The 25,560-nt window shown below is 69.3% G+C and carries 25 protein-coding genes; 13 read left to right on the top strand and 12 right to left on the bottom strand.

Annotated features, from left to right (window positions below):
• Positions 1-46: 46 nt before the first annotated feature.
• A complete protein-coding gene (locus tag G6022_RS00950; RefSeq protein ID WP_179525649.1) occupies positions 47-1,027 on the top strand; it encodes a 4-hydroxy-3-methylbut-2-enyl diphosphate reductase in 981 nt (326 codons plus the stop codon).
• 48 nt (positions 1,028-1,075) lie between these two features.
• Here G6022_RS00950 and G6022_RS00945 read toward each other — a convergent pair whose 3' ends face one another.
• Both G6022_RS00945 and G6022_RS00940 read right to left on the bottom strand, forming a co-directional pair.
• Positions 1,076-1,567: a DUF6542 domain-containing protein gene (locus G6022_RS00945; protein ID WP_179525648.1), complete on the bottom strand. Its 492-nt coding sequence runs from the start codon at positions 1,565-1,567 to the stop codon at positions 1,076-1,078.
• 11 nt (positions 1,568-1,578) lie between these two features.
• Positions 1,579-3,093, bottom strand: a complete 1,515-nt coding sequence (locus tag G6022_RS00940; RefSeq protein ID WP_179525647.1) for an AI-2E family transporter — start codon at positions 3,091-3,093, stop codon at positions 1,579-1,581.
• Positions 3,094-3,192: 99 nt separating this feature from the next.
• Here G6022_RS00940 and ychF point away from each other — a divergent pair, with 99 nt between their 5' ends.
• Positions 3,193-4,272, top strand: coding sequence for a redox-regulated ATPase YchF (gene ychF / locus G6022_RS00935; protein ID WP_182639911.1), 1,080 nt, complete (start codon positions 3,193-3,195; stop codon positions 4,270-4,272).
• Between the two features lie 70 nt (positions 4,273-4,342).
• Here the strand turns inward: ychF and G6022_RS00930 are convergent, their stop codons facing one another.
• A complete protein-coding gene (locus G6022_RS00930) occupies positions 4,343-5,380 on the bottom strand; it encodes a methionine synthase (RefSeq protein ID WP_182639910.1) in 1,038 nt (345 codons plus the stop codon).
• 20 nt (positions 5,381-5,400) lie between these two features.
• Entirely contained in the window at positions 5,401-6,393 is a 993-nt protein-coding gene (locus G6022_RS00925; RefSeq protein ID WP_182639909.1) for a putative oxygenase MesX, read from the bottom strand.
• 125 nt (positions 6,394-6,518) lie between these two features.
• Between G6022_RS00925 and G6022_RS00920 the strand changes: the two genes are divergently transcribed.
• Together G6022_RS00920 and G6022_RS00915 are read left to right on the top strand one after the other, a co-directional pair.
• The gene (locus G6022_RS00920) at positions 6,519-7,466 is read left to right on the top strand and encodes a LysR family transcriptional regulator (protein WP_107749110.1); all 948 of its coding nucleotides are present in this window, start codon (positions 6,519-6,521) and stop codon (positions 7,464-7,466) included.
• Between the two features lie 139 nt (positions 7,467-7,605).
• Positions 7,606-8,133: a DUF1877 domain-containing protein gene (locus G6022_RS00915; protein WP_182639908.1), complete on the top strand. Its 528-nt coding sequence runs from the start codon at positions 7,606-7,608 to the stop codon at positions 8,131-8,133.
• A gap of 139 nt (positions 8,134-8,272) precedes the next feature.
• Here the strand turns inward: G6022_RS00915 and G6022_RS00910 are convergent, their stop codons facing one another.
• Positions 8,273-8,872 (bottom strand): YdeI/OmpD-associated family protein, encoded by a 600-nt coding sequence (locus G6022_RS00910; protein WP_182615781.1) that lies wholly within the window; start codon positions 8,870-8,872, stop codon positions 8,273-8,275.
• A gap of 85 nt (positions 8,873-8,957) precedes the next feature.
• On the opposite strand from G6022_RS00910, the gene G6022_RS00905 reads away from it, so the two are divergent.
• Positions 8,958-9,626 (top strand): mismatch-specific DNA-glycosylase, encoded by a 669-nt coding sequence (locus G6022_RS00905; RefSeq protein ID WP_182639907.1) that lies wholly within the window; start codon positions 8,958-8,960, stop codon positions 9,624-9,626.
• Positions 9,627-9,658: 32 nt separating this feature from the next.
• Here the strand turns inward: G6022_RS00905 and G6022_RS00900 are convergent, their stop codons facing one another.
• The 4 genes from G6022_RS00900 to G6022_RS00885 all read right to left on the bottom strand — a co-directional run bounded on the left by G6022_RS00900 (position 9,659) and on the right by G6022_RS00885 (position 14,155).
• Positions 9,659-10,180 (bottom strand): nucleoside deaminase, encoded by a 522-nt coding sequence (locus G6022_RS00900; protein WP_182639906.1) that lies wholly within the window; start codon positions 10,178-10,180, stop codon positions 9,659-9,661.
• Positions 10,181-10,213: 33 nt separating this feature from the next.
• Complete coding sequence (locus G6022_RS00895; RefSeq protein WP_241730981.1) at positions 10,214-11,329, bottom strand: N(5)-(carboxyethyl)ornithine synthase; 1,116 nt, start codon at positions 11,327-11,329, stop codon at positions 10,214-10,216.
• 220 nt (positions 11,330-11,549) lie between these two features.
• Positions 11,550-11,756 carry a dodecin gene (locus tag G6022_RS00890; protein ID WP_182611284.1) on the bottom strand — a complete coding sequence of 69 codons (207 nt, stop codon included), beginning with the start codon at positions 11,754-11,756 and terminating at the stop codon, positions 11,550-11,552.
• A gap of 164 nt (positions 11,757-11,920) precedes the next feature.
• Positions 11,921-14,155, bottom strand: coding sequence for an NADP-dependent isocitrate dehydrogenase (locus G6022_RS00885; RefSeq protein ID WP_179525636.1), 2,235 nt, complete (start codon positions 14,153-14,155; stop codon positions 11,921-11,923).
• Between the two features lie 327 nt (positions 14,156-14,482).
• Between G6022_RS00885 and G6022_RS00880 the strand changes: the two genes are divergently transcribed.
• The gene (locus tag G6022_RS00880) at positions 14,483-15,259 is read left to right on the top strand and encodes an isocitrate lyase/phosphoenolpyruvate mutase family protein (protein ID WP_179525635.1); all 777 of its coding nucleotides are present in this window, start codon (positions 14,483-14,485) and stop codon (positions 15,257-15,259) included.
• Between the two features lie 43 nt (positions 15,260-15,302).
• On the opposite strand, the gene arfB is transcribed toward G6022_RS00880, so the two are convergent.
• The gene (arfB, locus tag G6022_RS00875; RefSeq protein WP_182690888.1) at positions 15,303-15,746 is read right to left on the bottom strand and encodes an alternative ribosome rescue aminoacyl-tRNA hydrolase ArfB; all 444 of its coding nucleotides are present in this window, start codon (positions 15,744-15,746) and stop codon (positions 15,303-15,305) included.
• A gap of 172 nt (positions 15,747-15,918) precedes the next feature.
• Between arfB and G6022_RS00870 the strand changes: the two genes are divergently transcribed.
• From G6022_RS00870 to G6022_RS17100, 3 genes are all read left to right on the top strand, one after another.
• Positions 15,919-17,679 carry a lipase family protein gene (locus tag G6022_RS00870; protein WP_241730978.1) on the top strand — a complete coding sequence of 587 codons (1,761 nt, stop codon included), beginning with the start codon at positions 15,919-15,921 and terminating at the stop codon, positions 17,677-17,679.
• Between the two features lie 65 nt (positions 17,680-17,744).
• Positions 17,745-18,086: a metalloregulator ArsR/SmtB family transcription factor gene (locus tag G6022_RS00865; RefSeq protein WP_182610625.1), complete on the top strand. Its 342-nt coding sequence runs from the start codon at positions 17,745-17,747 to the stop codon at positions 18,084-18,086.
• Between the two features lie 3 nt (positions 18,087-18,089).
• Positions 18,090-19,286 carry an SRPBCC domain-containing protein gene (locus G6022_RS17100; protein WP_347237824.1) on the top strand — a complete coding sequence of 399 codons (1,197 nt, stop codon included), beginning with the start codon at positions 18,090-18,092 and terminating at the stop codon, positions 19,284-19,286.
• Here the strand turns inward: G6022_RS17100 and G6022_RS00850 are convergent.
• Positions 19,225-20,217, bottom strand: coding sequence for a pseudouridine synthase (locus G6022_RS00850; protein ID WP_182639295.1), 993 nt, complete (start codon positions 20,215-20,217; stop codon positions 19,225-19,227). The genes G6022_RS17100 and G6022_RS00850 overlap by 62 nt on opposite strands.
• Positions 20,218-20,270: 53 nt before the next feature.
• Between G6022_RS00850 and G6022_RS00845 the strand changes: the two genes are divergently transcribed.
• Complete coding sequence (locus tag G6022_RS00845; RefSeq protein ID WP_182690884.1) at positions 20,271-21,167, top strand: endonuclease/exonuclease/phosphatase family protein; 897 nt, start codon at positions 20,271-20,273, stop codon at positions 21,165-21,167.
• Positions 21,164-21,784 carry a hypothetical protein gene (locus G6022_RS00840; protein WP_182639510.1) on the top strand — a complete coding sequence of 207 codons (621 nt, stop codon included), beginning with the start codon at positions 21,164-21,166 and terminating at the stop codon, positions 21,782-21,784. Before G6022_RS00845 ends, G6022_RS00840 begins: the two co-directional genes overlap by 4 nt.
• A gap of 49 nt (positions 21,785-21,833) precedes the next feature.
• Here G6022_RS00840 and G6022_RS00835 read toward each other — a convergent pair whose 3' ends face one another.
• A complete protein-coding gene (locus tag G6022_RS00835) occupies positions 21,834-23,162 on the bottom strand; it encodes a cation:proton antiporter (RefSeq protein WP_347237845.1) in 1,329 nt (442 codons plus the stop codon).
• A 99-nt stretch (positions 23,163-23,261) separates the two neighbouring features.
• On the opposite strand from G6022_RS00835, the gene G6022_RS00830 reads away from it, so the two are divergent.
• On the top strand, positions 23,262-24,269 hold the full coding sequence (locus tag G6022_RS00830) for an LLM class oxidoreductase (RefSeq protein ID WP_182610715.1): 1,008 nt from the start codon (positions 23,262-23,264) through the stop codon (positions 24,267-24,269).
• 811 nt (positions 24,270-25,080) lie between these two features.
• On the top strand, positions 25,081-25,560 hold a 480-nt coding region (locus G6022_RS00820), incomplete at its 3' end, for a deoxyribodipyrimidine photo-lyase (protein ID WP_182690883.1).

The following is a 25,560-nucleotide window of genomic DNA, read 5'->3' as shown; positions in this document are numbered from 1 at the left end:
GGGAGGCGTGATGGTCGGAATCCAGTATGAACCGTACCCTGGTGACATGACCGAGCAGACCGACATGATCGCCGAACCGGCAACCAAGCGAGTGCTCCTCGCGGAACCGCGCGGCTATTGCGCCGGCGTCGACCGGGCAGTCGAGACGGTCGAGAAGGCCCTGGCCAAGCATGGTGCCCCGCTGTACGTCCGCAAGGAGATCGTCCACAACAAGCACGTCGTGGAGTCCTTCACCGACCAGGGCGTGATCTTCGTCGACGAGACCGACGAGGTCCCGCACGGGTCGAACCTGGTGTTCTCCGCCCACGGCGTCTCGCCGGCCGTCCGCGAGAGCGCCCTGCAGCTGGAGCTGAACACCTTCGACGCCACCTGCCCGCTCGTGACCAAGGTCCACACCGAGGTCAAGCGCTTCGCCCGGGAGGGGTACCTGATCCTCCTGGTCGGCCACGAGGGCCACGAGGAGGTCGAGGGGACCGCGGGCGAGGCCCCCGATGTGGTGACCCTGGTCGACGGCCCGGAGTCCGTCGACGCCCTCGACATCCCCGTCGACACCGAGAAGCTGATCTGGCTCTCGCAGACCACGCTCAGCGTGGACGAGACGATGGAGACGGTGCGGCGGCTCAAGGAGAAGTACCCGACGCTGATCGATCCGCCGTCGGACGACATCTGCTACGCCACCCAGAACCGGCAGGTCGCGGTCAAGACGATGGCGCCGCAGTGCGACCTGGTGATCGTGGTGGGCTCCCAGAACTCGTCCAACTCTGTCCGCCTGGTCGAGGTGGCCCTGCAGGCCGGTGCGCGCGACGCGCACCTGGTGGACTACGCCAAGGAGATCGACACGTCCTGGTTCGAGGGCGTCACCACGGTGGGGGTGACCTCGGGCGCCTCGGTGCCGGAGTTGCTGGTCCGAGGTGTGGTGGACCTGCTGGCCGACCACGGCTTCAACGACGTCTCCTCGGTGCGGACCGCCCAGGAGACCATCACGTTCTCGCTGCCCCGCGAGCTGCGGGTTCCCAAGAAGGTCTGATCCGCGGGAGCCCCGGGAGCCCCGGGAGCCCCGGGATCCGCGGGAGCCTCAGCGGCGGGCGTGCGCCGGGGCCGCCCGCTGGCGGCGGACGGCCACCGGTCGCGGGCTGCGGGGTTCGAGGACGAAGGCCCTGATCAGGGCGATCGCCACCACGACCAGGGTGGTCGTGAGCATCAGCGGGAACCTGGTCGCCAGTGGCAGCACCAGCGAGATCATCTGGGAACGGGAGAAGGCCGCCGCGGTCAGCCCCGCTCCGGCGATCACCGAGGCCATCGGGACGAGCACCGACATGATGAGCGGCGGTTGGATGCCGGCGACGAACAGCGCCCGGCGGGACACCGCCAGCACCGCGATCAGGCACCCGAGGAAGTAGCCCACGGTGAAGCCGGTGCCGAGGCCCCCGGAGAGCGAGTCGATCGCCACCCCGGTGAGGGTGACGGCCACCGCGAGCAGGACTGCCGACCAGGCCGGCAGGCCCCGAACGGTCGAGACGACGGACCTCTCGTCCGCCGGGACCCGTCCGCTCCTCCGTGTGCTCACAGGATGAGACTCTAACTCTCGAGTCGGCGAGCGAGGAATCTGCCGAAGCGCCGCAGCGCGTTGGGCTTGCTCTCCGAAGGCGAGGGTCGGTTACCGTACACGGCCTTCGGGTCGACTGGCCCCGTGGGAGGATTCGCCTGGTCGGCGGACGGATCGTCGGCATCCGGATCCGGCGGGACCACCTCGTCGTCGTCGAGTTCGAGGGTTCCCACGACCGAATCGCCCGGCCCGGTCGCACCGACGGACCCGCTGTCCGGGGCCCCGTGGACCGGTCCCGGTCGGGTGTCCTTGATCCCAGCCATGATGGCGCTGCTGCTCTTGCGCAGCGGCGCGAACCGCGAACTCGACATCTCGCCGAGCCAGGCCGTCAGACGACCCTCGTCGGTGGCGGACGCGAGGTCCGACGCGGTGACGTCCCCGGTCCGGAGATCGATCTGCTCGCCCAGGTAGCGGAGCATCACGGCGACCACCGCCAGGATCGGCACCGCGAGGAACGCCCCGACGATGCCGAACAGGGTTCCGCCCGCGGCCACCCCGAGCAGGATCACCACCGGATGCAGGTTCATCGCCTTCGACTGCAGGATCGGCTGGAGGATGTTGCTCTCGAGTTGCTGCACCGCGATGATCACGACCAACACGATGATCGCGGTGGTCAGGCCGTTGGCCACCAGAGCGATGAGCACCGCCAGCGCACCGGCGGTGAACGCACCGACGATGGGGATGAACCCGGCCAGGAAGGTGATGACCGCGAGCGCCCACGCCAGCGGCACACCCAGGAGGACCAGCGCGAGGCCGATGAAGAAGGCGTCGACGAACGAGACGATCGCCTGGGCCCGGATGTAGCCGCCGAGGGTGTTCCAGCTGCGGGTGAGGACCTCGGTGAGGTGGCGGCCGGCATTGCGGCCGGCGATCCGGCGCACGAACGGCAGGAACCGCGGGCCGTCCTTGATGAAGAAGAACGTGAGGACCAGGACCAGGACGAAGGTGATGAGGAGCGACCCCACCGCGGTCACGCCGGTGAACACGCCGTTGGCGATCTGGTCTCCGCGGTCCTGCAGAGTCGAGCTGAGCTGGCCCAGCACGCTGTCGAGCTGCTCGTCCCGGATGTTCAGTGGCGGACCCCGGAGCCAGTCCTGGACCTCGACGATCGCCTCCGAGGCCTGATCCGCCAGCTGGACACTCTGGTCGATGATCGACGGGGCGATCAGGGCGAGAACGCCCGCGACAGCTCCGAGGGACCCGAGGAGCGAGATGAGTGCGGCGAGGGCCTTGGGGACTCCGTGGCGGGTCATCCATCCCGTGGGGGGCCAGAGGACCGTCGCCACGATGAGCGCGAGCAGGATCGGCAGGATGCCCACCCACAGCGCGCCACCGATCTGGCTCAGCAGCCACCCCGCGATGAGCAGGATGGCCAGGCGCAGCGCCCAGTCGGTGACCCATCGTCCGCCGAGACCGATGAGGACGGACCGGTCGACGTGCTCCTCGTCTGTCCCGACTGGAGGAGGCGGTTTCGGCTCGTCACTCATGTCACACATGATGTCAGAGGTCACGCGGGCGCGCTCCCTGTGACCGGCCGGGGTGGCGGGCAGGGGGCACGGTCGGGGCGGGACGTAGACTCGGGCCTCGTGAGCCTCACCCTCGGAATCGTCGGACTGCCCAACGTCGGTAAGTCGACCCTGTTCAACGCCCTGACGAACAACGACGCGCTAGCCGCGAACTATCCGTTCGCCACGATCGAGCCCAACATCGGGGTCGTGGACCTGCCGGATCCCCGCCTGGCCCGCCTGGCCGAGATCTTCGGCTCCGAGCGGATCCTGCCGGCGGTCGTGTCGTTCGTGGACATCGCCGGCATCGTCAAGGGCGCCAGCACCGGTGAGGGCATGGGTAACAAGTTCCTCGCCAACATCCGCGAGGCCGAGGCCATCTGCCAGGTGGTGCGGGTGTTCGACGACCCGGATGTGATCCACGTGGACGGCCGGGTCGATCCGATGGCCGACATCGAGGTGATCGCCACCGAGCTGATCCTGGCGGACATGGAGACCCTCGAGAAGGCCGTTCCGCGCCTGGAGAAGGAGTCCCGCAAGGACAAGTCCCTGCTTCCGCAGCTCGAGGAGATCCGCAAGGCGCAGGCCGTGCTCGAGGACGGCCGGACCCTGTTCAAGGCGCAGGACGAGGTGGACCGCGCCCTGCTGCGTGACCTGCACCTGATGACCGCCAAGCCGTTCCTCTACGTCTTCAACGCCGACGAGGCCGTGCTGACGGACGCCGAGCGTCAGGCCGAGCTGCGCGCCGCCGTGGCCCCCGCCGACTGCGTGTTCCTCGACGCCAAGGTCGAGTCCGAGCTCCGCGAGCTCGACGAGTCCGACGCCATGGAGTTGCTCGAGTCGATCGGTCAGGACGAGCCGGGCCTGAACGCGCTGGCCCGAGCCGGTTTCCACACCCTGGGCCTGCAGACCTACCTCACCGCCGGGCCCAAGGAGTCGCGTGCCTGGACGATCCGCAAGGGGGACACCGCCCCCAAGGCCGCCGGCGTGATCCACACCGACTTCGAGAAGGGCTTCATCAAAGCCGAGATCGTCTCCTTTGACGACCTCGACGCCGCCGGTTCGATGGCCGCCGCCAAGGCCGCCGGCAAGGTGCGCATGGAGGGCAAGGACTATGTGATGGCCGACGGCGACGTGGTGGAGTTCCGCTTCAACGTGTGATCCTCGGCGCTTCAGCGAGGGACCCGTCTGCCTTGGCAGGCGGGGCCGCCGGCGTTCTCAGACCGATAGGTCAGGCCTTGGCGGCCGATAGCTCCTCACGAACGATGCGAGCACCCGCGCTGAGCGAGCTCAACTTCGCCAGTGCGATGTCCCGGGAGAAGGGCGCCATGCCGCAGTTGGAGCTCGGCAGGAGTCTGTCCTCGTCGACGAACTGCAGGGCGTTGCGGAGCGTGGCCGCGACCTCCTCCGGAGTCTCGACCTTCTCGTTGGCCACGTCGATCGCCCCGAGCATGACCTTCTTGCCGCGGACCAGTTCGACGAGGTCGATCGGGACACGGGAGTTGTGGCACTCCAGGGAGATGATGTCGATGCTGGACTGCTGCAGGAGGGGGAACGACTCCTCGTACTGGCGCCATTCCGAACCGAGGGTGGCCTTCCAGTCGGTGTTCGCCTTGATCCCGTAGCCGTAGCAGATGTGCACCGCGGTCTCCGCTCGTAATCCCTCCGCCGCCCTTTCCAGCGTCGCCACGCCCCAGTCCTTCACTTCATCGGAGTAGACGTTGAACGCGGGCTCGTCGAACTGGATGATGTCGACCCCCGCAGCCTCCAGGTCTCGTGCCTCCTGGTTGAGGATCGTCGCGAACTCCCAGGCCAACTTCTCACGACTGGAGTAGTGGCCGTCGTAGAGCGTGTCGATCATCGTCATAGGGCCGGGGAGTGCCCACTTGATCGGCCGATCGGTCTGCTGTCGTAGGAACTTCGCGTCGTCGACGAAGACCGGCGTGGAGCGGCGCACGTCACCGACCACGGTGGGCACACTCGCGTCGTAGCGATCGCGGATCCGAACCGTCTCGCGCTGCTCGAAGTCGACCCCGTCGAGATGCTCGATGAACGTCGTCACAAAGTGCTGACGGGTCTGCTCGCCGTCACTGACGATGTCGATTCCGCGATCGCTCTGTTCCTTCACGGCAATGCGCAGCGCGTCCTGCTTACCCTCGACCAACTCATCGCCCTGCAACCTCCAGGGCGCCCAGAGGGTTTCAGGCTGGGCGAGCCACGAGGGCTTGGGCAGGCTGCCGACGATGGACGTGGGCAGGATCTGGTTCATGGTCGACTCTCCTCCGGTGGTCATCCGACGAGGACGGGGTAGCGGGCGGCCCACTGCTCGAGGAGTTCGCGATGGGGCTCCACAAGGTGGTCTTCCGTGTACTTTCCCTGCTTCTTCGCGAGCTGACTGCGCTCGACACGGTCGTAGATGATCGGGGTGAGCGAGTAGTCCTTCTGTTCCAGGGTCGGTCGGTAGATCTCTGCGGCGGGGGAGGTCGCGTTGTAGATCTCCGGCCGATAGATCCGCTGGAAGGTCTCCATGACGCTCACCGTGCCTATGAGTTGCAGGTCGGTGTAGTCGCTGAGCAGATCGCCTCGGAAGTAGAACGCGAGCGGGGCGACTCCGCCGGGCGGCAGGAAATACCGGACCTGGAGCCCCATCTTGCGGAAGTACTCGTCGGTCAACGAATAGTCGTCCTGCTGGTACTCGACACCGAGGGTCGGATGGTGGTGTCCGGTCCGACGGTAGGTCCGGCTCGTGGACACACTGATGCAGATCACGGGATCCACCTCGAAGCGCTCCCGGTAGGCCTCGGAGTCGAGGAAGTGCTGGAACAACTTGCCGTGCAGGTCGCCGAAGTCGCCGGGCACGATGAACTCGGAGCGTCCCTCGTTGACCGCTGGCAGCCGAACGCTGAAGTCGAAATCGCGGACGTAGGACGAGAAGTTGTTCCCGACGATCCCGGGGATGCGAACACCGGTGTCCCGGTCGACGATCTGCATGTCCAGTACCTCGATCAGGGGGAACCGGTGGTCCGCGCCCTTCGAGTGGAACTGCAGCTCGGCGGAGACGATCTCGAGCTCGACGGAGTAGCGATCCCCGGTCGGATTGTCCCGGCGTGCGAGGTCATTGAACCGATGGTTGATCATCGACAGGGTTCGGCGGAGGTTCTGCTGACGGTGCTCGCCTCGGGCCAGGTTCGCGAAGTTCGTGGTGGTTCGGGAATTCTCCGACGGTGAGTAGTTCTCGTCGAAGCTGGTGGTGGTGATGCGATACGTGAATTCGTTCGACATGTGCGTCCCGTTCGGGTCGTGATCGGCCGGGCTCGGCGCGGCGGAAAGTCTGTGCCTCCATCCTGCAGTCCCAGTTCAGGTATCGGGTAACTACCATTTGGTATGGGTTTGTATAGCCTTGAGCTATGCGTCGAGAATCCAGGGGAATCACCCTCCAGCAGCTGCACTACTTCATCGAGGTCGCGGCGGAAGGCTCGATCACCGGCGCTGCGGAGCTGCTATATGTCGCCCAGCCGACCATGTCCGCCTCCATGAAGGACCTGGAGAACAGAGTGGGGCGCACCCTCCTCGTCCGATCCGCCCGAGGAGTGACGCTGACCGACGAGGGAGCGGAGTTCCTCGGCTACGCCAGGCAGGTGGTCGAGCAGATGTCCCTACTGGAGCAGCGCTACCTCGGTCAGCCGCCGTCCCGCCGACTGCTCGGGGTGTCGGCGCAGCACTACTCGTTCGTGGTCGAGGCGTTCATCCGGATGGTGCGATCAGGCGAGGCGGAACAGTACGAGTTCTCGCTTCGTGAGACGCGAACCTGGGACATCATCGAGGATGTCCGGACCCTCCGCAGCGAGGTGGGTGTGCTCTACCGGAACGACTTCAACCGGAAGGTCATCGACAAGCTCCTCCGCGATTCCGGCCTGGTCTTCCACCCACTCTTCGCAGCGCTGCCGCACATCTTCATCTCCAGGCAGAACCCGTTGGCATCCCGGGAACGCGTCACCCTCGACGATCTCGCGGACCTGCCCAGGCTCACTTTTGACCAGGGCGCGAACAATTCGTTCTACTTCGCTGAGGAGATCCTCTCCACCCGGTCGAGTAAGAGAGAGATCAGGGTCTCCGACCGCGCGACCATCTTCAACCTCATGATCGGTCTCGACGGGTACACGATCTCCACCGGAATCATCAGCGACGACCTCGATCCGGAGATCGTCGCCATCCCGCTCGACGTGGACGAGAGCATCGAGATCGGCTGGATCAGCCATTCCGGGATCCCGCTCACTGCGCAGGCGCAGCGCTACCTCGCCGAGGTGCGGGCCGTTGTCGCCGACTACGGGATCGAGCTGCTCGACTCCCCGTGAATCCGGCTGACGCTATGCCTCTACACCGTCGCCGAGAAACTTCGGAGGTTTTTCACAGGCGAAGATCATCCGCGATTGTTGTCCACAGATCGATGTGGAGGGCTTACCGGATCCCTGGTGGCGGTTGGATGCTGGACACATGGGAATCCGCTATTACGCATACGCCTTCGACGCCGAGATCACGCAGGCGGTGCTCTCCGACCCACGGGCTCACATCAGTCCGGACCCGTTCGCGGACGCCGTCGGTCTGCCCCACGGCTTCACCATGGGTACGACCGACTTTCAGCAGGGGCCTGCGGAGGAAGACATGCTCTACCTCGACAAGGCGTGGAGAAATCTCCAGAGGATGTCGGAGCCGTCCGACCCAGCCGAAGAGCCCAGGCCGGCATACCGGATGTTCGAAGGAGAGGTGACACCTCTAGACGGCTGGGAGGCGTGGCTGCCGTGGGTGAGAGCGATCCCGCCCGGAGACGTCGCCCTGATAGCCGACGATCTGGACGCGATCACCCGCGCGGACTTTGTCCCCTTGTTCACCCGCCACAACAGCGACTCGGTCGGAGAAGTGGAATCGGAAGCGCAGTACGTGAAGTTCCACCTGGGCCGGGCGAGACGTTTCCTCCGCGCACTAGAGAAATCGGGCCGGGGTTTCGCCTACATGATCGGCTAGCGAGAGCTCGAGCGTCATCGGCTGCAACCGTCGGCCGGCCCCGAACACTGGGAGTGGAGATCCTCCCAGATCCCTGCGGAGAGGGATCGCGTCCCGTGCGCGGGGCGTCTCGCCGTGGCGACTGCCGCCCTCGTCGTCGTCACATCATGTCGCGTGGGGGACCTGATCGCGGTGACGTGAGCCGCGAGATCAGCCGTCCGACCTGTCGCTCGAGAGTGGCGTCGTCCCGGGCGATCAGGAGTGGGTGGATCGCGCTGTAGCGCTCGGCGCGGGTGAGTCGGGCGAAGGCGGCCCCTGCGGCCGGCGTCGCCTCGAGCGCGGTCACGAGGGCCTCGGGGAGCTGTGCTGACGCGGAGCCGGCGTAGGCGCGGTCCCAGCGGCCGTCGGACCTCGCACGCTCGATCTCGGCGACGCCTCGCGGGCGCAGCCTCCGATCCTCGGCGAGGCGGGTGACGATCTCGACGTTCCGCAGTGACCAGATGGAACGCGCGCGGCGGGGGGTGAACCGTTGCACGAACGTCTTCTCGTCGTGCGACCTGCGCTGCCCGTCGATCCACCCGCTGCACAGCGCCTCCTCGAGCGCCTCCTGATAGGAGAGCGAGGTGGGGGAGGTGACCCCCTTCTTGGCGAGCATCAGCCAGGTCCCGTCGCAGCTCTCGCCGTTCGTGATCAGCCACTCGCGCCACCGGTCGACGTTCGCCACGATCAACGGTGCGTCAGGGCTGTCCGTCGGGCTCATGGTCCCAGCCTGTCAGGTGAAGAGGCCTGAGTGTGTCCTCTATGCGTCGCGCCCGCCCGGTCAGGTGCCGCGCTAACCTCGCACCATGGCTGAGATCGTCGTGACCGGCATCCCGCGGCGTCCCTCTCCGTCGGGCGGGCGCCGCCCGAAGCGCGACGAGCTCGCCCGGTTCGCCACTGAGGATCCGCACGGGGTCGACGATGTCCTGCCCACTGACGCCGAGAGCCTGCGGTTGCTCATTGTCGGGGTGAACCCGGGCTTGTGGACGGCGGCCGTCAACGCGCCGTTCGCGAGACCCGGGAACCGGTTCTGGCCGTCACTGCACCGGGCGGGGTTGACCGACCACGTCATCGATGCCGCCACCGGGTTCTCGGCCGCCGACGAACAGCAGTTGCTCTCGCGGGGCATCGGGATGACGAACCTCGTCGGCCGCGCGACCGCCCGAGCCGACGAGCTCACCCGTGAGGAGCTGCGTGCGGGTGCGGTGCGCGTGGCCACGCTCGCCGGGGAGCTGCGCCCGGCGGTCGTCGCCGTCGCGGGGATCACCGCCTTCCGAACTGCTTTCGCGCGACCGAAGGCCGGCTACGGGGAGCAGGACACCTCGGAGGTACCGGGGTGGCCCGGTGGCGTGGTGCTGTGGGTGCTGCCGCAACCCAGCGGGTTGAACGCGCACGAGACCCTCGACTCCCTGGCCGCGCACTGGCGGGAGGTCTGGGGTGCGGTGGAGAGGACCGGGGACCCCGGTGCACGCTGAACCGGCCCGTCGTCACCCGACTTCCGGCGACGTCAGCCGTCGTTACTCCGTCGATCGGCCCGGAAGGACCTCTCGACCAGCACTCTGATCTCCTCCGCCAGCGCGGGGACCGGACCGGAGACGGGGAGTCCCGGGACCACGTCGGTGATCCCGAGCGGGGCGAGCGGCCCGGGTGCCACGCCGAGATCGGCTTTCCAGCCCGCGTACTGGGCCCCGCTGGAGGCGAAGACGATGCGCCCGAGGCCCACGAACGCGTGGGCGGCGCTGCACATCGCGCAGTGCTCGCCCGAGGTGTACACGACACTGGACGCCCGCTCCTCGGGCTGCATGTTCTCCGCCGCCCAGCGGGCGATCGCGAACTCCGGATGTCTGGTGGCGTCCCCACTCGATTCGCGGTTACGGTCCGCGAACCGCACCTCGCCGGCCTCGTCCACCAGCACAGAGGCGAACGGTTTGTCCCCCGCCGCCAGCGCCTGCCCCGCGAGGTCCACACAGGTGCGGAGATGGACGAGGTCGTCGGCCCCGACGGGGCGGGGGTCGGACGTGGTGGTCACGGTGCCTTCTGGAAGAGTCTGCTCCCCGCGGGGTTACGAGCTGCCGCCGACGCGCGCGTGCGGGAAGTCGGCGGCACGCCCCTGGAACGCCAGGATATGCGGGTTCTCGATGACTCCCTCGCGGATCTCGATGGCGCGGGAGATGGTGAGGTCCTCATCCCATGCGGCCGGCCCCTCCATGACCGTCCGCAGGAAGGGCAGGAGCGCCTCGCTGATCTCCCACGTCGCCGAGTTCCACAGGTAGGACGGACTGTGGTCGACGGCGTAGTAGTGCACACCCTGCCCGACGGTGAACATCGGGTCCTCGAACCCCGTGGGCACGGCCCACTCGAAGCCCATGCCGGCGTCGCACGAGACGTCGATGATGAGGCTGCCGGCAGCGAACTCCTCGAGATCCACGGTCCGCAGGTAGGTCAACGGGGCTGTGACGTCCTGGAGAGTGCAGTTCACCACGATGTCGTGCGAGGCGAGGAACGTGGGGAGCAGGACGTCGCCGTCCTCGGTGGGAACCGTGCTGAGGTGGGTCGCGCCCTCGTCGGTGTTGAGCTGGGTGATGTGGGCGCTGTGGATCGGCGAGCCCACCGCCGTGGCCCCCCGCTGGGTGAGGACCTGGATGTCGTGGATCCCGTGGGCGTTCAGGGCGGTGACGGCCCCGCGCGCTGTGGCGCCGAACCCGATCACCACCGCGCTCAGCCGGGGCCCGTAGTTGCCGGTGGACCCCGTGAGGCTCAGGGCGTGAAGGACCGAGCAGTACCCGGCGAGCTCGTTGTTCTTGTGGAGCACGTGCAGACTGAAGTCGCCCTGCCGGGTCCAGTGGTTCATCGACTCGAAGGCGATGAGGGTGAGCCGACGGTCGATCGCGGTCTGCGTCAACCCGGTGTCCTGCACACAGTGCGGCCAGCCCCACAGGACGCGACCCTCCGGGATCTCGGCCATCTCTCCCAGCTGGGGTTTCGGGAGCAGCAGCACGTCAGCGGAGTCGATCACCTCGGCGCGCTCGGCGACCCGCCCCACGCGCGACTCGACATAGCCGGGATCGAGTTGGAAGTCGGCGGCGTAGCCGCGTTCGACGATCATGCGTGCGCGGAGGTCCGGCTCGATCCGGTCCAGGTGCCGGGGATGTATCGGGAGTCGACGCTCGTTCTCCATGGTGGAGCTCGCGAGCAGACCGAGGCTGAGGAGTTCGCCTCCCGGGGAGGCACCATCGCCAGTGGCGGCGGAGGTGGTGGCGGGCGGGTGAGCGGTTCCGGTCATCCGGACTCCCATCATCAGGGAACCGAATCCAGCTCCTGGTCCGACTATATGCGGCCGGACAGGGGAGCGGCCCGGCGCCGAGCGGGAGCGGCCCGCGGGACGGGTCCGATGACGCTCAGGACTCGTGCCGGAACCCGACCTTGATGGTCACCTGCCAGTGGGCCACCCGGTCGCCGTCCAGCTTCCCGCGGACGGACTGCACCTCGAACCACTCGAGGTTGCGGAGAGTCTTGGAGGCCTCGGCGACCGCGTTGGCGATCGCGGCATCCGTTCCTTCGGGGGAGGAGCCGACGATCTCGGTGACGCTGTAGACGTGGTTCATGGTGCCCTCCAGGTTGTGTGACCTGGCTCACCCTATCGCGGCTAGTGCCCTCGCCGGGCCGAATGACACCGGGCCGAATGACACCGGGCCGAATGACACCGGACCCGACGACACCGCACCCACCGGCGCGCGGCCGATGGGTGCGGTGAGGCGGGCGGGTCGGATCAGTTGCCGAGGCTCGCGAGCGCGGAGTTGAACGTCTCGCTCGGGCGCATGGCCTCCCGCAGCTTGTCGACGGAGGGCTGGAAGTAGCCTCCCAGCTCGACCTTGGAGCCCTGGACCGACAGCAGCTCCTCGAGGATGGTGTCCTTGTCCGCGGTCAGCTTCTCCGCCAGCGGAGCGAAGTGCGCCGCCAGGTCCCGGTCCTCGGTCTGCGCGGCCAGCTCCTGGGCCCAGTACAGCGCGAGCCAGAACTGGCTGCCCCGGTTGTCGAGCTCACCGGTGACGCGGGACGGTCCCTTCCGGTTCTCCAGCAGCTTGCCGGTCGCCGTGTCGAGCGTCTTGGCCAGGATCGTGGCCTTGGGGTTGTCGTCCTTCCGGCCGAGGTCATCCAGGCTGGCCCCCAGCGCGAGGAACTCGCCGAGCGAGTCCCAGCGCAGGTGGTTCTCCTCCACCAGCTGCTGGACGTGCTTCGGCGCCGATCCGCCCGCGCCGGTCTCGTACAGTCCACCGCCCGCCATCAGGGGCACGATCGACAGCATCTTGGCGCTGGTACCGAGTTCGAGGATCGGGAACAGGTCGGTGAGGTAGTCGCGCAGGATGTTGCCGGTCACCGAGATGGTGTCCAGGCCCCTCCACGCGCGCTCGAGCGTGTAGCGCATGGCACGCACCTGGGACATGATCTGGATGTCCAGGCCCTCGGTGTCGTGGTCGGCGAGGTACTTCTTCACCAGGGTGATCAGGTTGTTCTCGTGCGGGCGGTACGGGTCGAGCCAGAAGACGGCCGGCATCTCCGAGGCGCGCGCACGGTCCACGGCGAGCTTCACCCAGTCGCGGATCGGCGCGTCCTTGACGGTGCACATGCGCCAGATGTCGCCGGCCTCGACGTCCTGGGAGAGCAGGACCTCGCCGGTGGCGGCGTCGACGATGTTGGCGACGCCGTCGTACTGGACCTCGAAGGTCTTGTCGTGGCTGCCGTACTCCTCGGCCTTCTGCGCCATGAGACCGACGTTCGGCACGGTGCCCATCGTGGTGGGATCGAACGCCCCGTTGGTCTTGCAGAAGTTGATGATCTCCTGGTAGATCCGCGCGAACGTGGACTCCGGGATGACCGCCTTGGTGTCCTTCTTGCGGCCGTCGGCGCCGTACATCTTCCCGCCGATGCGGATCATCGCGGGCATCGACGCGTCGACGATGATGTCCGAGGGCGAGTGGAAGTTGGTGATGCCGCGGGCGGAGTCGACCATCGCCAGTTCCGGCCGGTGCTCGTGGCACCGGTGCAGATCCTCGATGATCTCCTCCTTCTTGGAGGACGGGAGCGTCTCGATCTTGTCGTACAGGTCGACCATGCCGTTGTTGACGTTGATCCCGAGCTCGTCGAACAGGTCGTGGTGCTTGTCGAAGGCCTCCTTGTAGAAGACCCTCACCGCGTGGCCGAACACGATGGGGTGGCTGACCTTCATCATGGTCGCCTTGACGTGGAGCGAGAACATGACGCCGGTCTCCTTGGCGTCGTTCAGCTGCTCCTCGTAGAACTCCAGGAGCGCCTTCTTGCTCATGAACATGGAGTCGACGACCTCGCCGGCCTCGAGGGGCACCGTCTTGAGGACGTGGGTCTCGCCGTCCGGCGTCACCACCTCCATGCGCGCATCGCAGGCGCGGTCGAGGATGATCGACTTCTCGCCGGCGTAGAAGTCGCCGTGCGTCATGTGTGCGACGTGGGTCTGCGACGCCATCGACCACTTGCCCATCGAATGCGGGTTGGCCCGGGCGTACTCCTTGACCGCCTTCGGGGCGCGGCGGTCCGAGTTGCCCTGGCGGAGCACCGGGTTCACGGCGCTGCCCAGACACGCGGAGAGTCGCTCGGCGACCTCGATCTCCTCGGGGGTCTGCGGGTCGTACGGGTACTTGGGGATGTCGTAGCCCTTGGCCTGGAGTTCCGCGATGGCGGTGTTCAGCTGGGGGACCGAGGCGCTGATGTTGGGAAGCTTGATGATGTTGGTGCCCGGTTCCTGGGTCATCTGTCCCAGTTCGGCCAGGTTGTCGGGAACCTTCTGTTCGTCGGTCAACCGATCCGGGAAGGCGGCCAGGATGCGGGCGGCCACCGAGATGTCGCTCGTCGTGACATCGATGTCGGCGGCGTCGGTAAAGGTGCGGACGACCGGGAGGAACGCCTCCGTCGCCAGTCGTGGGGCCTCATCGGTGAGGGTGTAGATGATCGTCGTTCTGCCTGGGGTCATGTCGGCTCTTTTCTTTTCAGGCTGATCGTGTTCTTGTGGAACGGCATCAGCACGCCTGCACCATCATCACCCGAGTCGGGCCGGCGTGGCCAGAACCCCCCGGTGTGGTCGATCGGTGCACGTGCGCGGTTGTGTGATCGTCTCGGCGTCACCCTGCACTGTGGCCCACGACGCACGCGTCCGCGGCGTTTTCCGGCGGCGGGGACCCCGACCGGGGCGTCCCGGGCCGGGCCGTCCCCGCGGGGCGGGCGCGTTCCGGCGGTGTCGCGTCCGTCCCATCAGGCCTAGTGTCGAGGGACGACCGCTACTGCCGAGGAGGCGTCGACGATGACCGATGTGGGTGCACGGGCACAGGAACTGGCCGCTCTACACGACTCGGGTGACCTGGTGGTCCTCCCGACCGTCTGGGACACCTGGAGTGCCCGGACCGCCGCGGACGTGGGGTTCCACGGACTCACCGTGGGAAGTCACCCGGTCGCCGACGCCATCGGGAGCGCCGACGGTGAGCGGATGGACTTCGGCGAGTACCTCGGGGTGGTGCGCAGGATCGCCGAGTCGGTCGACATCCCCGTGAGCGCGGACGTGGAGTCCGGGTACGGGCTCGGTCCGGACGAGTTGATCTCGCGGTTGCTCGAGGCAGGGGCGGTGGGGGCCAACATCGAGGATGTGGTCCACGGCGAGGGCGACCGGGTCCGGGACAAGCACGAGCACGCCGACTACATCGCCGGCGCCCGCCGCGCGGCGGATGACGCCGGTGTGCCCTTCGTGATCAACGGCCGCACCGACGCGGTCAAGCTGGGCGGAGAGGTCTTCTCCGATCCGCTCGCCGAGGCGGCCGAGCGCATCGTGCTGATGGAGCAGGCCGGCGCGCGCTCGGTCTACCCGGTGGGGCTGACGTCCGCCGACCAGGTGACCAGACTCGTCGGGGCGGTCTCGATCCCGGTCAACGTGACCGCTCATCCCGTGAAGGGCCACGGCGCAGGGGACCTGGCCGTCCTCAGGAACCTGGGGGTGCGGCGGGTGTCCTTCGGCCCGCTGTGGCAGATGTGGCTCACCAAGGTCTCCACCGAGCAGCTGTCCCACTGGATGACCCCCGACCAGTAGGTCGCAGCGGAGCGACCGCCCCGGCAGGCGGTGCGTCGGACGTTCAGTCCGAGGCGCTCGGGCGCCTGCGGCCGGCCTTGGCCTGCGAGCGCCGGCTCTTGGCGTCGAGGCGCCGCAGCCTCGATCCGTAGGTGGGCCGTGTCGGCCGCCGGACGACCTCCGGCGCCAGTGCGTCACGGAGCAGGGTCGCGAGCCGGTCCCGGGCGGCCCGACGGTTCTGCCGCTGGGACCGGTGCTCCGACGCCGCGATGGTGAGCACGGTGCCGGCGAGTGACGGGGCGAGTCGGCCGAGCGCACGGGTGCGTTGGACGTCGCTCAGCGCCGTGGTGCTGGCCAGGTCCAGGCTCAACTGCACGCGGGAGTCCGCGGTGTTGACGCCCTGCCCGCCAGGCCCCGAGGAGCGCGAGAACTGCTCGAGGAGTTCTCCCGCGGGCACGCGGAGGCCGTCGGGGATGCCCGGGCCGGGCGCCACTCTCAGGTCGTCCATGGCGCCCAGTCTGCCCTCGCGGCCCCACGCCGGTCCGCTCCACCGCACGGGTGGGGTCGTCCGAGGAGTGTCAGCCGGTTCAGGCAGGACGGGCCGGGATAACGGATATCTTCACTCGGGGGCGGCCCGCGCCGTCGGTGCGACGACCTGAGCCCACCGCGAGGGGATGACGATGAGCGAGATGGGTGACGATCGGTCCGGTCGGACCAGGCGGGTCGTCGGGATCGTCCTGGCGATGGTGTCGATCGCCGCGGGTTCGGTGTTGATCCTCGCCCACCTCGCCCTCCCGGAGATCGTCAGGCTGGCGGGTGCCGGCCTCGTCGTCGTCGGACTGGCGACGGTGCTCGGCGTCGACGGCGCCGGACACTCGCGGTGGTGGGCGCGGATCCTCACCGGCGTCGCCACGGTCGCGGCCGGGATCGTGGTGCTGGTCTGGCAGTCGGCGAGTATCCGCAGTCTGTTGTGGGTCATGGTCACCGCGTTGATCGTGCACGGTGTCCACACGATCGTGGCGGCGATCCGCAGCGAGACCGACCGCCGGGTGGCGGGGGTGTTCAGCGGTGCCGCCGCGGTTCTGTTGGGTCTGTTGTGCCTGGTCTGGCCGGTTGTGGCCATCGAGCTGATCACGTTCGGCGTGGGCGCGTGGTTGGTGTTCGTGGGACTCCGCGGGCTCCTGGACCCGGTCCTCCACCGCCGCCGGGAACGCGCCGCAGCGCGGGCCGGATCGGGACGTCTCCGCAGCTGGGGGCGGACCGTCCTCGCGGTGACGGTGTTCCTGCTGGTGGCCGCACTCGCCGTCGGCAGCGCCCTGCTGCTGCGCGGTGACGACCGCCCAGCGCCCGATGACTTCTACACCTCCACCGAACCGCTGCCCGCCGAGCCCGGTGTGCTGCTGCGGGCCGAGACGCTCGGCGTCGGGGTCCCCGCCGGAGCCGACGCCTGGCGCATCCTCTACACCAGCACAGCGCCGGACGACACCGTGGTGGCCGTCAGCGGCACGGTCATCGCGCCGGCCGACCGGGGCACGGACGCGCTCCCGCTGCTCAGTGTGGCGCACGGGACCACCGGGATCGTCCCGCGCTGCGCGCCGTCCCTCAGCCCCACCCCGTTCTGCGACGGTGCGGGCGCCGCGCTCACGGAGATGGTGACCGAGCACGGGTGGGCGGGGGTGATCTCGGACTACGTGGGTCTGGGCACCCCGGGGATGCACCCGTACCTGGTGGGACAGGTGGAGGCGCGCAACGTCCTCGACGCCTCCCGTGCGGCACAGCAGCTCGACGGGGTGACCCTGAGCAGCGACACCGTTGTCTGGGGGCACTCGCAGGGCGGGCACGGTGCGCTGTGGACCGGTCAGATCGCCCAGGACTACGCTCCCGAGCTGACCCTGCTGGGCATCGCCGGGATGGCTCCCGCCACGGACCTCTACACGCTCGCCGAGCTGAGCAAAAACGAGGTGGGGGGCAAGACGGTCTCCGCCTACATCGCGCAGTCGTGGAACGAGGTCTACCCGGAGCTGGATCTGGCCGGGCACCTCAACCCGGGCACCGCGCACGGCGTGGAGAGGATCGGCGACCTGTGCTTCAACGAGAAGGACGCGATCGCCGCCCTCGTGCGGGGCACCCAGATCCCTGAGCAGGTGTTCCCCGACGCGGTCCTCGACGGCGACCTGGGGGCGACGTTGAAGGACTCGCCGACCGGGCCGTGGCCCGCGCCGGTGCTGATCGCCCAGGGGCTGGCCGACCCGTTGGTCAAGCCGGCGATGCAGCAGGACTGGGTGGACGCCCGGTGCGCGGACGGCGAGCCGCTCGACTACCGGACCTACCCCGGCCGCGATCACAACGGGCTGGTCGCCGCGGACTCCCCGCTGACCCCGCAACTCGTGAGCTGGACCCTCGATCGCCGGAACCGGGCGGCGCCCACACCCACCTGCTGAGCCGGCGCAGGCGGGGGAACAGGCTCCCCATTGACAGTTTCCTATATAGGAATATGATTGCGCCCATGGCACGGGCAGCGACGACCTCGGACGTGTTCAACGCGATCGCCGAACCCCAACGCAGGGAGATCCTGGTCCTGCTGCGGGATGGCGAGCGGCCGGCGACCGAGGTCGCGCTCGAACTGGGGATCACCCAGCCCGGTGCCTCCAAGCACCTGCGGGTGCTCCGCGAGGTCGGCCTGGTGCGCGACCGACGTGAGGGCAAGCAGCGCATCTACCACCTCGACCCCGGCGGGCTCCGGTCCGTCCACGAGTGGGTCGGCGGGTTCGAGCGGTTCTGGAACGAGAGCTTCGACAGGTTGGACGACTACGTCCGCGAGATGGCGCGGGCCGAGGAGGAGGAGTAGACCATGGGGGACAGCAGGCGGGGTGACCCGACAGGGCCGGAGACCGCGGACCGCGAGATCGCCATCACCAGGTACATCGACGCGCCGCGAGAGCTGGTGTTCCGCGCGTTCACCGAGGTGAAGCACCTGGCGCGGTGGTGGGGACCGGAGGGGTTCACCACCACCACCCGGTCCTTCGAGTTCCGCGAGGGCGGCGTGTGGGACTTCGTCATGCACGGCCCGGACGGAACCGACTACCAGGAGTGGATCACCTGGCGCGAGATCGTCCCCCCGGAGCGGATCGCGCTACTGCACGGCGAGTCCGCGGAGGATCCGGAGGCGTTCGAGTCCGTCCTGGACTTCCAACCCGACGGCGGGGGGACCCGTGTCGAGTTCCGCACGGTGTTCCCGACGAGGGAGCTCCGCGATCGCGCGGCGCAGGAGTACCACGCCGTCGAGGGTGGCGAGCAGACCCTGGCCAACCTAGCGGCCCATGTCGCCGAGCTCGCCGACGCGCAAGGGGAAGCGGGAGTGCGGAGGCAACTGGTCCGGGTCCACAACTTCTCCGTCTCGCTGGACGGGTTCGGTACGGGGGAGGGGCAGTGCCTCGAGGCGCCCTTCGGTCACGCCGGGCACCGGTTGTTGGAGTGGGCGCTACCGACACGGACCTTCCAGGACATGGGATTCCACGGGGACCGTGAGGCCTCGGTGGGGGTCGACGAGGCGTTCGCGAGCCGGTGGAACACGGGTATCGGCGCGGAGATCATGGGCCGCAACAAGTTCTCCCCCACCCGGGGCCCCTGGGCGGACGAGACGTGGCGTGGCTGGTGGGGGGACACCCCGCCCTTCCACACCCCGGTGATCGTCCTGACCCATCACCCCAGGCCGACGCTGGAGCTGGACGGGGGCACCACGTTCCACTTCATGGACGCCGACCCCGCCGCGGCGCTCGACGCCGCGCGCGAGCTGGCAGGTGGCCTGGACGTCCGCATCGGCGGGGGAGCGAGCACGATCCGCCAGTTCCTCCGGGCGGACCTGATCGACCAGATGCACATCGTCGTGGTGCCCGTCATCCTGGGCCGGGGGGAACGGCTGTGGGACGGGGTGGAGGGGCTCGAGGAGCGATTCCACATCGAGTCCACCACCTCGCCCAGTGGGGTCACCCACCTGAGCTTCTGGCGTCGCCGTACACCGGGGCCTCGGACAACCTCAGGCGTGTGATGAAGCGCCGGGGCTCACCCGAGAGCGGGTCGGTGAACGCCAACTCCCTCGCGAGCAGTTGGAGAGGCAGGGAGTGATCATCCGGGATCTCCGGTAGCAGGTCGGGGTACCGGCGATCACCCAGGATCGCGATCCCCAGTGCCGCCAGGTGTACCCGCAGCTGGTGCAACCGGCCGGTCCGGGGGCGCAGGATCGTGTGCAGCACCGGGCGCCCGGCCGCGCTCCTGCCGGCACCGAGGACGTCGACGAGGGTCTCGGTGTTCGGCGGGAGGTCGGGGCGGACGGCGACCCGTCGGTGGCCTCGCAGCCTCTCGAGGTGGTCGCGGTGGACGAGGGGGACCGGGCGTCCGGAGATCTCCGGCGTGCTCGGATCCCAGCCCGGCGGCCGCGTCGAGACAGCCTCGTAGACCTTGGCGACCTCTCGTCGTTCGAACAGGGTCTGGTAGGCGCCCCGTGTGGACGGGCGTGCCGAGAACATCACCAGCCCGGCGGTGGCGCGGTCCAGACGGTGGACCGGGGTGAGGTCGGGATTGTCGAGACGGACGCGGAGACGGACGAGTGCCGACTCGCGCAGGAACCCGCCCGTCGGGGTGGTGGGGAGGAAGTGGGGCTTGTCGATCACGACCAGATCGTCGCTGACGTGCACGATCTCCTCGCGGACGGGGAGCGGGTCCTCCGCCGGCACCTCGCGGTGATACCAGATGAACTCGTGTGAACCGAGGGCCGCCGTGGGGCCGACCGGGCGGGCGTCGGCGCCCACGACATCGCCGTCGGCGAAGCGGCGGTGCAGATCGGCAGGGTCGAGGTGATCGAACCGCTCGACCACGTACTCGGCGATCGACGCCCACGGCCCGGCCGTCGGCACGCGGAGCCGCGTCGGTCCGACCCCGTCCCTCACGGGCAGGGGCGAGGGCATCGGCACGACCGCCATCCTCCCCAATAGACTGGGGATCCACCACCCGATCCGGATTCGAGGACCGCACGATGGCACCGCACGACCCCGGCCCCGCCCCGGCCGCGCGGCCCGAGCCCTCGTCCCTCGTCGGACCGGTCACCGAACCGGACATCCACGTGATGAGCTGGAACGTCCGCCGTCCGGTCCCGGCCGTGGTGGCGCGCCCGTCCGACCGGTGGAGTCGGCGCGCCCCCGCGGTCCGTGCGCTCCTCGCCGCCGAGCGGCCGACGGTTCTCGGCGCGCAGGAGGTGCTGCGCGAGCAGACCACGGTGATGCTCGACGCCCTGGGCCCCGGGTACGCCGTGGTCGGCCGCGGTCGGGGCTCGGACGGAGGTGGCGAGGCCTCGCCGATCTTCTACGACTCCGGACGGCTCGAGTTGCTCGACTGGGCCCAGATCGCGCTGTCCGATCAGCCCACCCGCGCGGGATCGGCGTCCTGGGGGAACCTCATCCCCCGGGTCATGGTGTCGGCGGAGTTCCGCGATCGCGGGACCTCACGGAGCTTCCTCGTGATCAACACCCACCTCGACCCGTTCTCCGCGCGCTCTCGTCTGCGGTCGGCGCGGGCGATTCTCGACCTGGTGTCCGCCGCCGGCCCGTCGTCCGCCCGGCACAGTCCGGCGCTGGTGACCGGCGACCTCAACACGGGCCCGGCCGGCGCGGCGGTCCGAGAACTGGTCCGGGAGGGAACTCTGGTCGACAGTTGGCACAGCGCGCGGACCCGCGCGAGCGAGGAGTGGGGGACGTACACCGGCTACCGCGCGCCGCGGAGGAACGGGGCGCGCATCGACTGGATACTCGCCTCGTCAGCATTTAGGGTCACCCACGCCGCGGTCAACCCGCTGCGGCCCGGCGGCGTGTGGGCGTCGGACCATCTGCCCGTCCACGCCGTCGTGCGTCTCGACCGAGGGGGTGTCGCCGCGTGATCGACAACTTCCTGCGTCCCGCGGAGAACCGCGTGCGGATGGCGGCGGACGCTCTGCGGATCCTCGGGGCCCTCAGCGTCCTGCTCGCCCTGCTGCTGCACGGTCTCACGGACGCGGCCATCGTCGCGTTCGCCCTGCCGGGACTGATGCTCCCGCGCTTCGTCGGGATGCGGCCGTGGGCGGACACCGCGGTGTCGGTCACGTTGCTCGTCGCCGCCTGGAGCAACGTTTTCGACCTGTACACGCGCATCTGGTGGTGGGACATCGTGGTCCACTTCGCGTGCGCCGGAGCGCTGGCGGTGGTGACCTACCTGTTCCTCGCGCACCGCGGGATCGTGCCGGCACCGGGTGACGGGGGTGTCCCGGCCGCGGGGGCGGTGGTGCTCACCACCGCCTTCGGACTGGCCCTGGGCGCCCTGTGGGAGATGGTGGAGTGGTTCGGCCACGCCTACCTGACGGACCGGATCTACGTGACCCTCGACGACACGATCGGGGACATGGCCGCGGGTGGTCTCGGCGCCCTGGCCGCGGGTCTGCTCCTGGCCCACTGGCCCCGGGTGCTGATGCCGACCGACCACCCCGGTCGCGTGTCCTCGGAGGCGGGGTCCCGCCGCTAGACGGTCGACCCGGAGACCGCTGCCCGGGTACCGCCGCTGACGCCGGACCTCACCGGATGCCGTCCTCGTCGTCGTCGTTCCCCCGTGACCCCGGTGAGACGGGGTCCTCCGGTGACGGTGGCGTGGCGCCCGGCCGACGAACCGGGGCTCCGGCCCGCACCACCTCCGCCAGGAGGGGGAAGAGCAGGACGGTGACCGCCCCGGCCGCCACCAGGACGGAGGAGATCTCGCCCGTCATCAGACCGTTGTTCACCGCGACCTCGGTGACCGCCACGATGATCGGGAGACCGGTCGCCGCGTACAGACCCACCCTCGCCCGTTCCCGTGGACCGTCGAGCCCGGGGCTCGCGCGGGTGACGGTCTCGCCCAGCCACACCCCTCCGCCGCGGAGGACCAGCATGCTCACCACGGCCGCCACCAGCACCCACGGCGAGGCCGCCACGGCCTTGAGGTCGATGCCCATCCCCGACACCACGAAGAAGGCGGGGATGAACAGGGTGTAGCCGACGGTCTCCAGTTGACGGAGCAGGATCGCGGCGAGACCGCGGTCCGGGGCCTGGCCACCGCCGCGCAGGTGTGCCCCGAGGGAGTCGACCAGTCGGCGCACGATCATGCCGGCGGCGAACGCGCCGAGCACCACGTCCAGACCGAACACCGTGGCCACGACCATCATGGTGGCCAGCAGCAGGATCACCGTGCGCATGGCCAGCTGTCCGGTGGAGGTGGTGCCCTGCAGGAGCGCCCGACCGAGCGCGGGGATGTGGAGCAGTCGGGCCGGCACCGCCAGGATCACCAGCGCGGCCAGTCCGAACAGCCCGACGGCCGCGATGGAGGACTCGATGCTGCGGGTACCGAGCAGCACCGCCATCACGAGGATCGGCCCCAGTTCCCCCACCGCGCCGTGGGTGAGGACCGCCCGGCCCACGGGGGTGCTGTCGTGACCGGAGCCCTTGAGGATGGGCAACAGGGTCCCGATGGCCGTGGAGGTGAGCAGGAGCCCGATCGCCACGGCGGTCTCCCAGCGGCCCGAGACCATCCACCCCACCCCGGCTGCCAGGATCAGGCTGACGACCCAGGTCCCGGCCGCTCGTCGTCCGCTGCGCCCGGTGAGGGTGGAGACCTCGAGCTCGAACCCCGCCAGCAGGAACAGCATCCCCAGCCCGAGCTCCGCGAGGAGCGCCACCCCGCCGGATTCCACCGCCAGGTCCAGACCGTTGGGGCCGATCACCATCCCGCCCACCAGGAGGAGCACCACGCCCGGGATGAACGAGCGGGTGAACCCGGACAGCACCGGTGCCGCCCAGACGGCCAGGACGATCCAGAACAGCGAGACGAGTTCAGTGGGGGACGCCTCGGCGGCCAGGAGGGTGGTGGTCACGTCCGGCCTCTCGCTCGATCGATGAAGGAGAGCTTAGACGAGCGGCGCGCACGCGAGGCCGTCGACCGGCGTCGACCGGATCGTGCGAGGGTGGGGCACATGACCACCTCACCGCTCGACACGTCCGACGGTGACCCCCGGCGGCTCCCGGGCTTCCGTCGGACGTTCGGCGCGGGGCGACTGACCCTCGGGCTGGGATTCCCGCTGCGGACGCGCGCCGACCGGGTCGACGGCCCGGACATCAGCGAACAGATCGAGGTCGCCCGGGCTGCGGAGACCGGAGGGTTCGCCGCCCTCTACGCCCGGGACATCCCGCTTCGCGTCCCGTCGTTCGGCGACGTGGGCCAGATCTACGATCCGTGGGTGTTCCTCACGTACGTGGCCGCCCACACCAGCCGGATCGCCCTCGGGACGGCGGCCGTCGTGCTGCCCGTCCGCCATCCACTGCACGTGGCCAAGTCCGCGGCCAGCCTGGACCGTCTCTCCGGCGGCCGGTTCCTCCTGGGCGTGGCCTCCGGCGACCGGCCGGAGGAGTTCCGCGCGTTCGGGCTGGAGCAGGGGCGGCGGGGGGAGAGGTTCCGGGAGAACCTCACGGTGATGACACACGCCCTCACCACCGAGATGCGCGGGATCCGCTGGTCCGGGGGGTGGATGCACAGCGCGGACGTGGTCCCCAAGCCCACCGCCTCGTCGGTGCCGCTGATCATGACCGGCTCGTGTCAGCAGAGCATCACGTACCTGGCCGCCCACGGGCACGGATGGCTGACCTACCCGCGTGACTTCGACGCGCAGCGCCGGACCGCCGCGAGGTGGCGCGAGGTGGTGACCGAGAGCCGGGAGGGAGGATCCGACGACGACGAGGTGTTCAGCCCCTTCGCGCAATCGCTCCAGATCGACCTGGCCGAGGACCCGGACGAGGCGGCCTCGCCGATCGGCTTCGGGTTCCGGATCGGTCACCGGCGTCTGGTCGAGCACCTGGCGGACCTGCGGGGGATCGGGGTCAACCACGTCCTGCTGGGGGTCGGGGCGTCCCGCCGGCCGATCCGGGAGGTCGTCCACGAGCTGGCCGAGACCGTCGTGCCCCACTTCCCGGCGCTCGCCCACTAGCCTCACCGGCGGAACGGAGAGGCGGGACCACCCATGGCAGGCGCGGCCACCCCGGAACCCGGACTGTTCGAGCACCTCCGGTCCCGGCAGTTCCTGTTCATGCTGCCCCGCGCGGTGTCACTGCAGCTGATGCACCCGGCGATCAGTGCGGCGATGCTCGAGCACTCGCCCTCCCCGGGCTTCGTCTGGCTGCACAAGAAGCGATCGGTCCCCCCGACGATCGACATGGCGTTCGACCCCCATCCGGAGTCCTGGATCCCGAGGCGCATCGTGGTCACGAACGACACCATCCGGGGAACCGACGCCGACGGCCACCGTTACCACTCACTGGACCCGCAGGTCTTCCACTTCCAACACGCCACGTACGTGGACTCGCTGTTCGAGACCATCACGAGATTCCGCGGTCCACTGGGCCCCGGGGAACGCCGGTCGGTCTACGCCTCGTGCTGCAGGTGGTACCGCGCCTACGGCATCTCCGACGCACCGCTGCCCCCGACGGTCGAGGACTTCGACGCCTACTTCCGCGACCGGACCGGGGCGCTGGCCGTCACCCCGGCGCTCACGCGGGCAGCTGCTCCGTCCCCGCCAGTGGTGGCCGGCCGCGGTCCCCGCCGGCGCCATCCGGACGTTCCTGCATCCAGTGGCCGCGCGGGCGCTCGGGGTGCGGCCGTCCGCGATCGACAGCGCGGTGTCCGCCGCGTTCACCTCGGCGTCCTCGCTCGGGTGACCGCGTCTGCCACAATCGAGCCACGGCGGCGGGACCCGGCACGATCCCGGGGAGGGTACCCGCCCGAGGAGATCCGGAGGCGATGTGACCATCTCGATCGTGTGGTTCCGCCGCGACCTACGACTGGCCGACCACCCGGCCCTCCTGGCGGCCGTCGACTCCTCGGACGAGGTCCTGCCGGTGTTCGTGCGCGACCCCGTGTTGCTCGCGCGAGGAGGCGTCCGCGCCGAACGGCTGGAGGCCTCGCTGGCCGCCCTGTCGGCGGACACCGGCGGCGCCCTGATCGTCCGCACGGGCGAGCCCGCCGCGGTGATCGCGGAGCTGGCGGAGACGGTGGGCGCCGATCAGGTGCACGTGAGTCGCGAGTCCACCCCCTACGGGCGCCGTCGGGACGACCGGGTGCGTAGGGCCCTCGCCGGCGACGGCCGGGAACTCGTCGAGACCGGGTCGCCCTATGCGGTCGGCCCGGGCAGGGTCCTCAACAAGTCCGGAGAGCCGTACCGGGTCTTCACCCCGTTCGCCCGGGCCTGGCACGACCACGGGTGGCCGGAGCCCGGCGACCGC

Origin of the sequence: Dietzia sp. Cai40 (genome assembly GCF_014145165.1) — a bacterium.
GTDB lineage: Bacteria > Actinomycetota > Actinomycetes > Mycobacteriales > Mycobacteriaceae > Dietzia > Dietzia natronolimnaea.
Note: the sequence above shows the minus strand (reverse complement) of the source record. Positions and strands in the feature narration are given on the sequence as shown.

Coding starts and splice junctions, on each gene's coding strand:
- G6022_RS00920 (WP_107749110.1), top strand. CDS start 6,519: ATGCGTCGAGAATCCAGGGGAATCACCCTCCAGCAGCTGCACTACTTC.
- G6022_RS00915 (WP_182639908.1), top strand. CDS start 7,606: ATGGGAATCCGCTATTACGCATACGCCTTCGACGCCGAGATCACGCAG.
- G6022_RS00850 (WP_182639295.1), bottom strand. CDS start 20,217: ATGGCGGTCGTGCCGATGCCCTCGCCCCTGCCCGTGAGGGACGGGGTC.
- G6022_RS00895 (WP_241730981.1), bottom strand. CDS start 11,329: ATGGAGAACGAGCGTCGACTCCCGATACATCCCCGGCACCTGGACCGG.
- G6022_RS00830 (WP_182610715.1), top strand. CDS start 23,262: ATGACCACCTCACCGCTCGACACGTCCGACGGTGACCCCCGGCGGCTC.
- G6022_RS00865 (WP_182610625.1), top strand. CDS start 17,745: ATGGCACGGGCAGCGACGACCTCGGACGTGTTCAACGCGATCGCCGAA.
- G6022_RS00845 (WP_182690884.1), top strand. CDS start 20,271: ATGGCACCGCACGACCCCGGCCCCGCCCCGGCCGCGCGGCCCGAGCCC.
- G6022_RS00885 (WP_179525636.1), bottom strand. CDS start 14,155: ATGACCCCAGGCAGAACGACGATCATCTACACCCTCACCGATGAGGCC.
- G6022_RS00905 (WP_182639907.1), top strand. CDS start 8,958: ATGGCTGAGATCGTCGTGACCGGCATCCCGCGGCGTCCCTCTCCGTCG.
- arfB (WP_182690888.1), bottom strand. CDS start 15,746: ATGGACGACCTGAGAGTGGCGCCCGGCCCGGGCATCCCCGACGGCCTC.
- G6022_RS00890 (WP_182611284.1), bottom strand. CDS start 11,756: ATGAACCACGTCTACAGCGTCACCGAGATCGTCGGCTCCTCCCCCGAA.
- G6022_RS00950 (WP_179525649.1), top strand. CDS start 47: ATGACCGAGCAGACCGACATGATCGCCGAACCGGCAACCAAGCGAGTG.
- G6022_RS00910 (WP_182615781.1), bottom strand. CDS start 8,872: ATGAGCCCGACGGACAGCCCTGACGCACCGTTGATCGTGGCGAACGTC.
- G6022_RS00940 (WP_179525647.1), bottom strand. CDS start 3,093: ATGAGTGACGAGCCGAAACCGCCTCCTCCAGTCGGGACAGACGAGGAG.
- G6022_RS00925 (WP_182639909.1), bottom strand. CDS start 6,393: ATGTCGAACGAATTCACGTATCGCATCACCACCACCAGCTTCGACGAG.
- G6022_RS17100 (WP_347237824.1), top strand. CDS start 18,090: ATGGGGGACAGCAGGCGGGGTGACCCGACAGGGCCGGAGACCGCGGAC.
- G6022_RS00930 (WP_182639910.1), bottom strand. CDS start 5,380: ATGAACCAGATCCTGCCCACGTCCATCGTCGGCAGCCTGCCCAAGCCC.
- G6022_RS00880 (WP_179525635.1), top strand. CDS start 14,483: ATGACCGATGTGGGTGCACGGGCACAGGAACTGGCCGCTCTACACGAC.
- G6022_RS00870 (WP_241730978.1), top strand. CDS start 15,919: ATGAGCGAGATGGGTGACGATCGGTCCGGTCGGACCAGGCGGGTCGTC.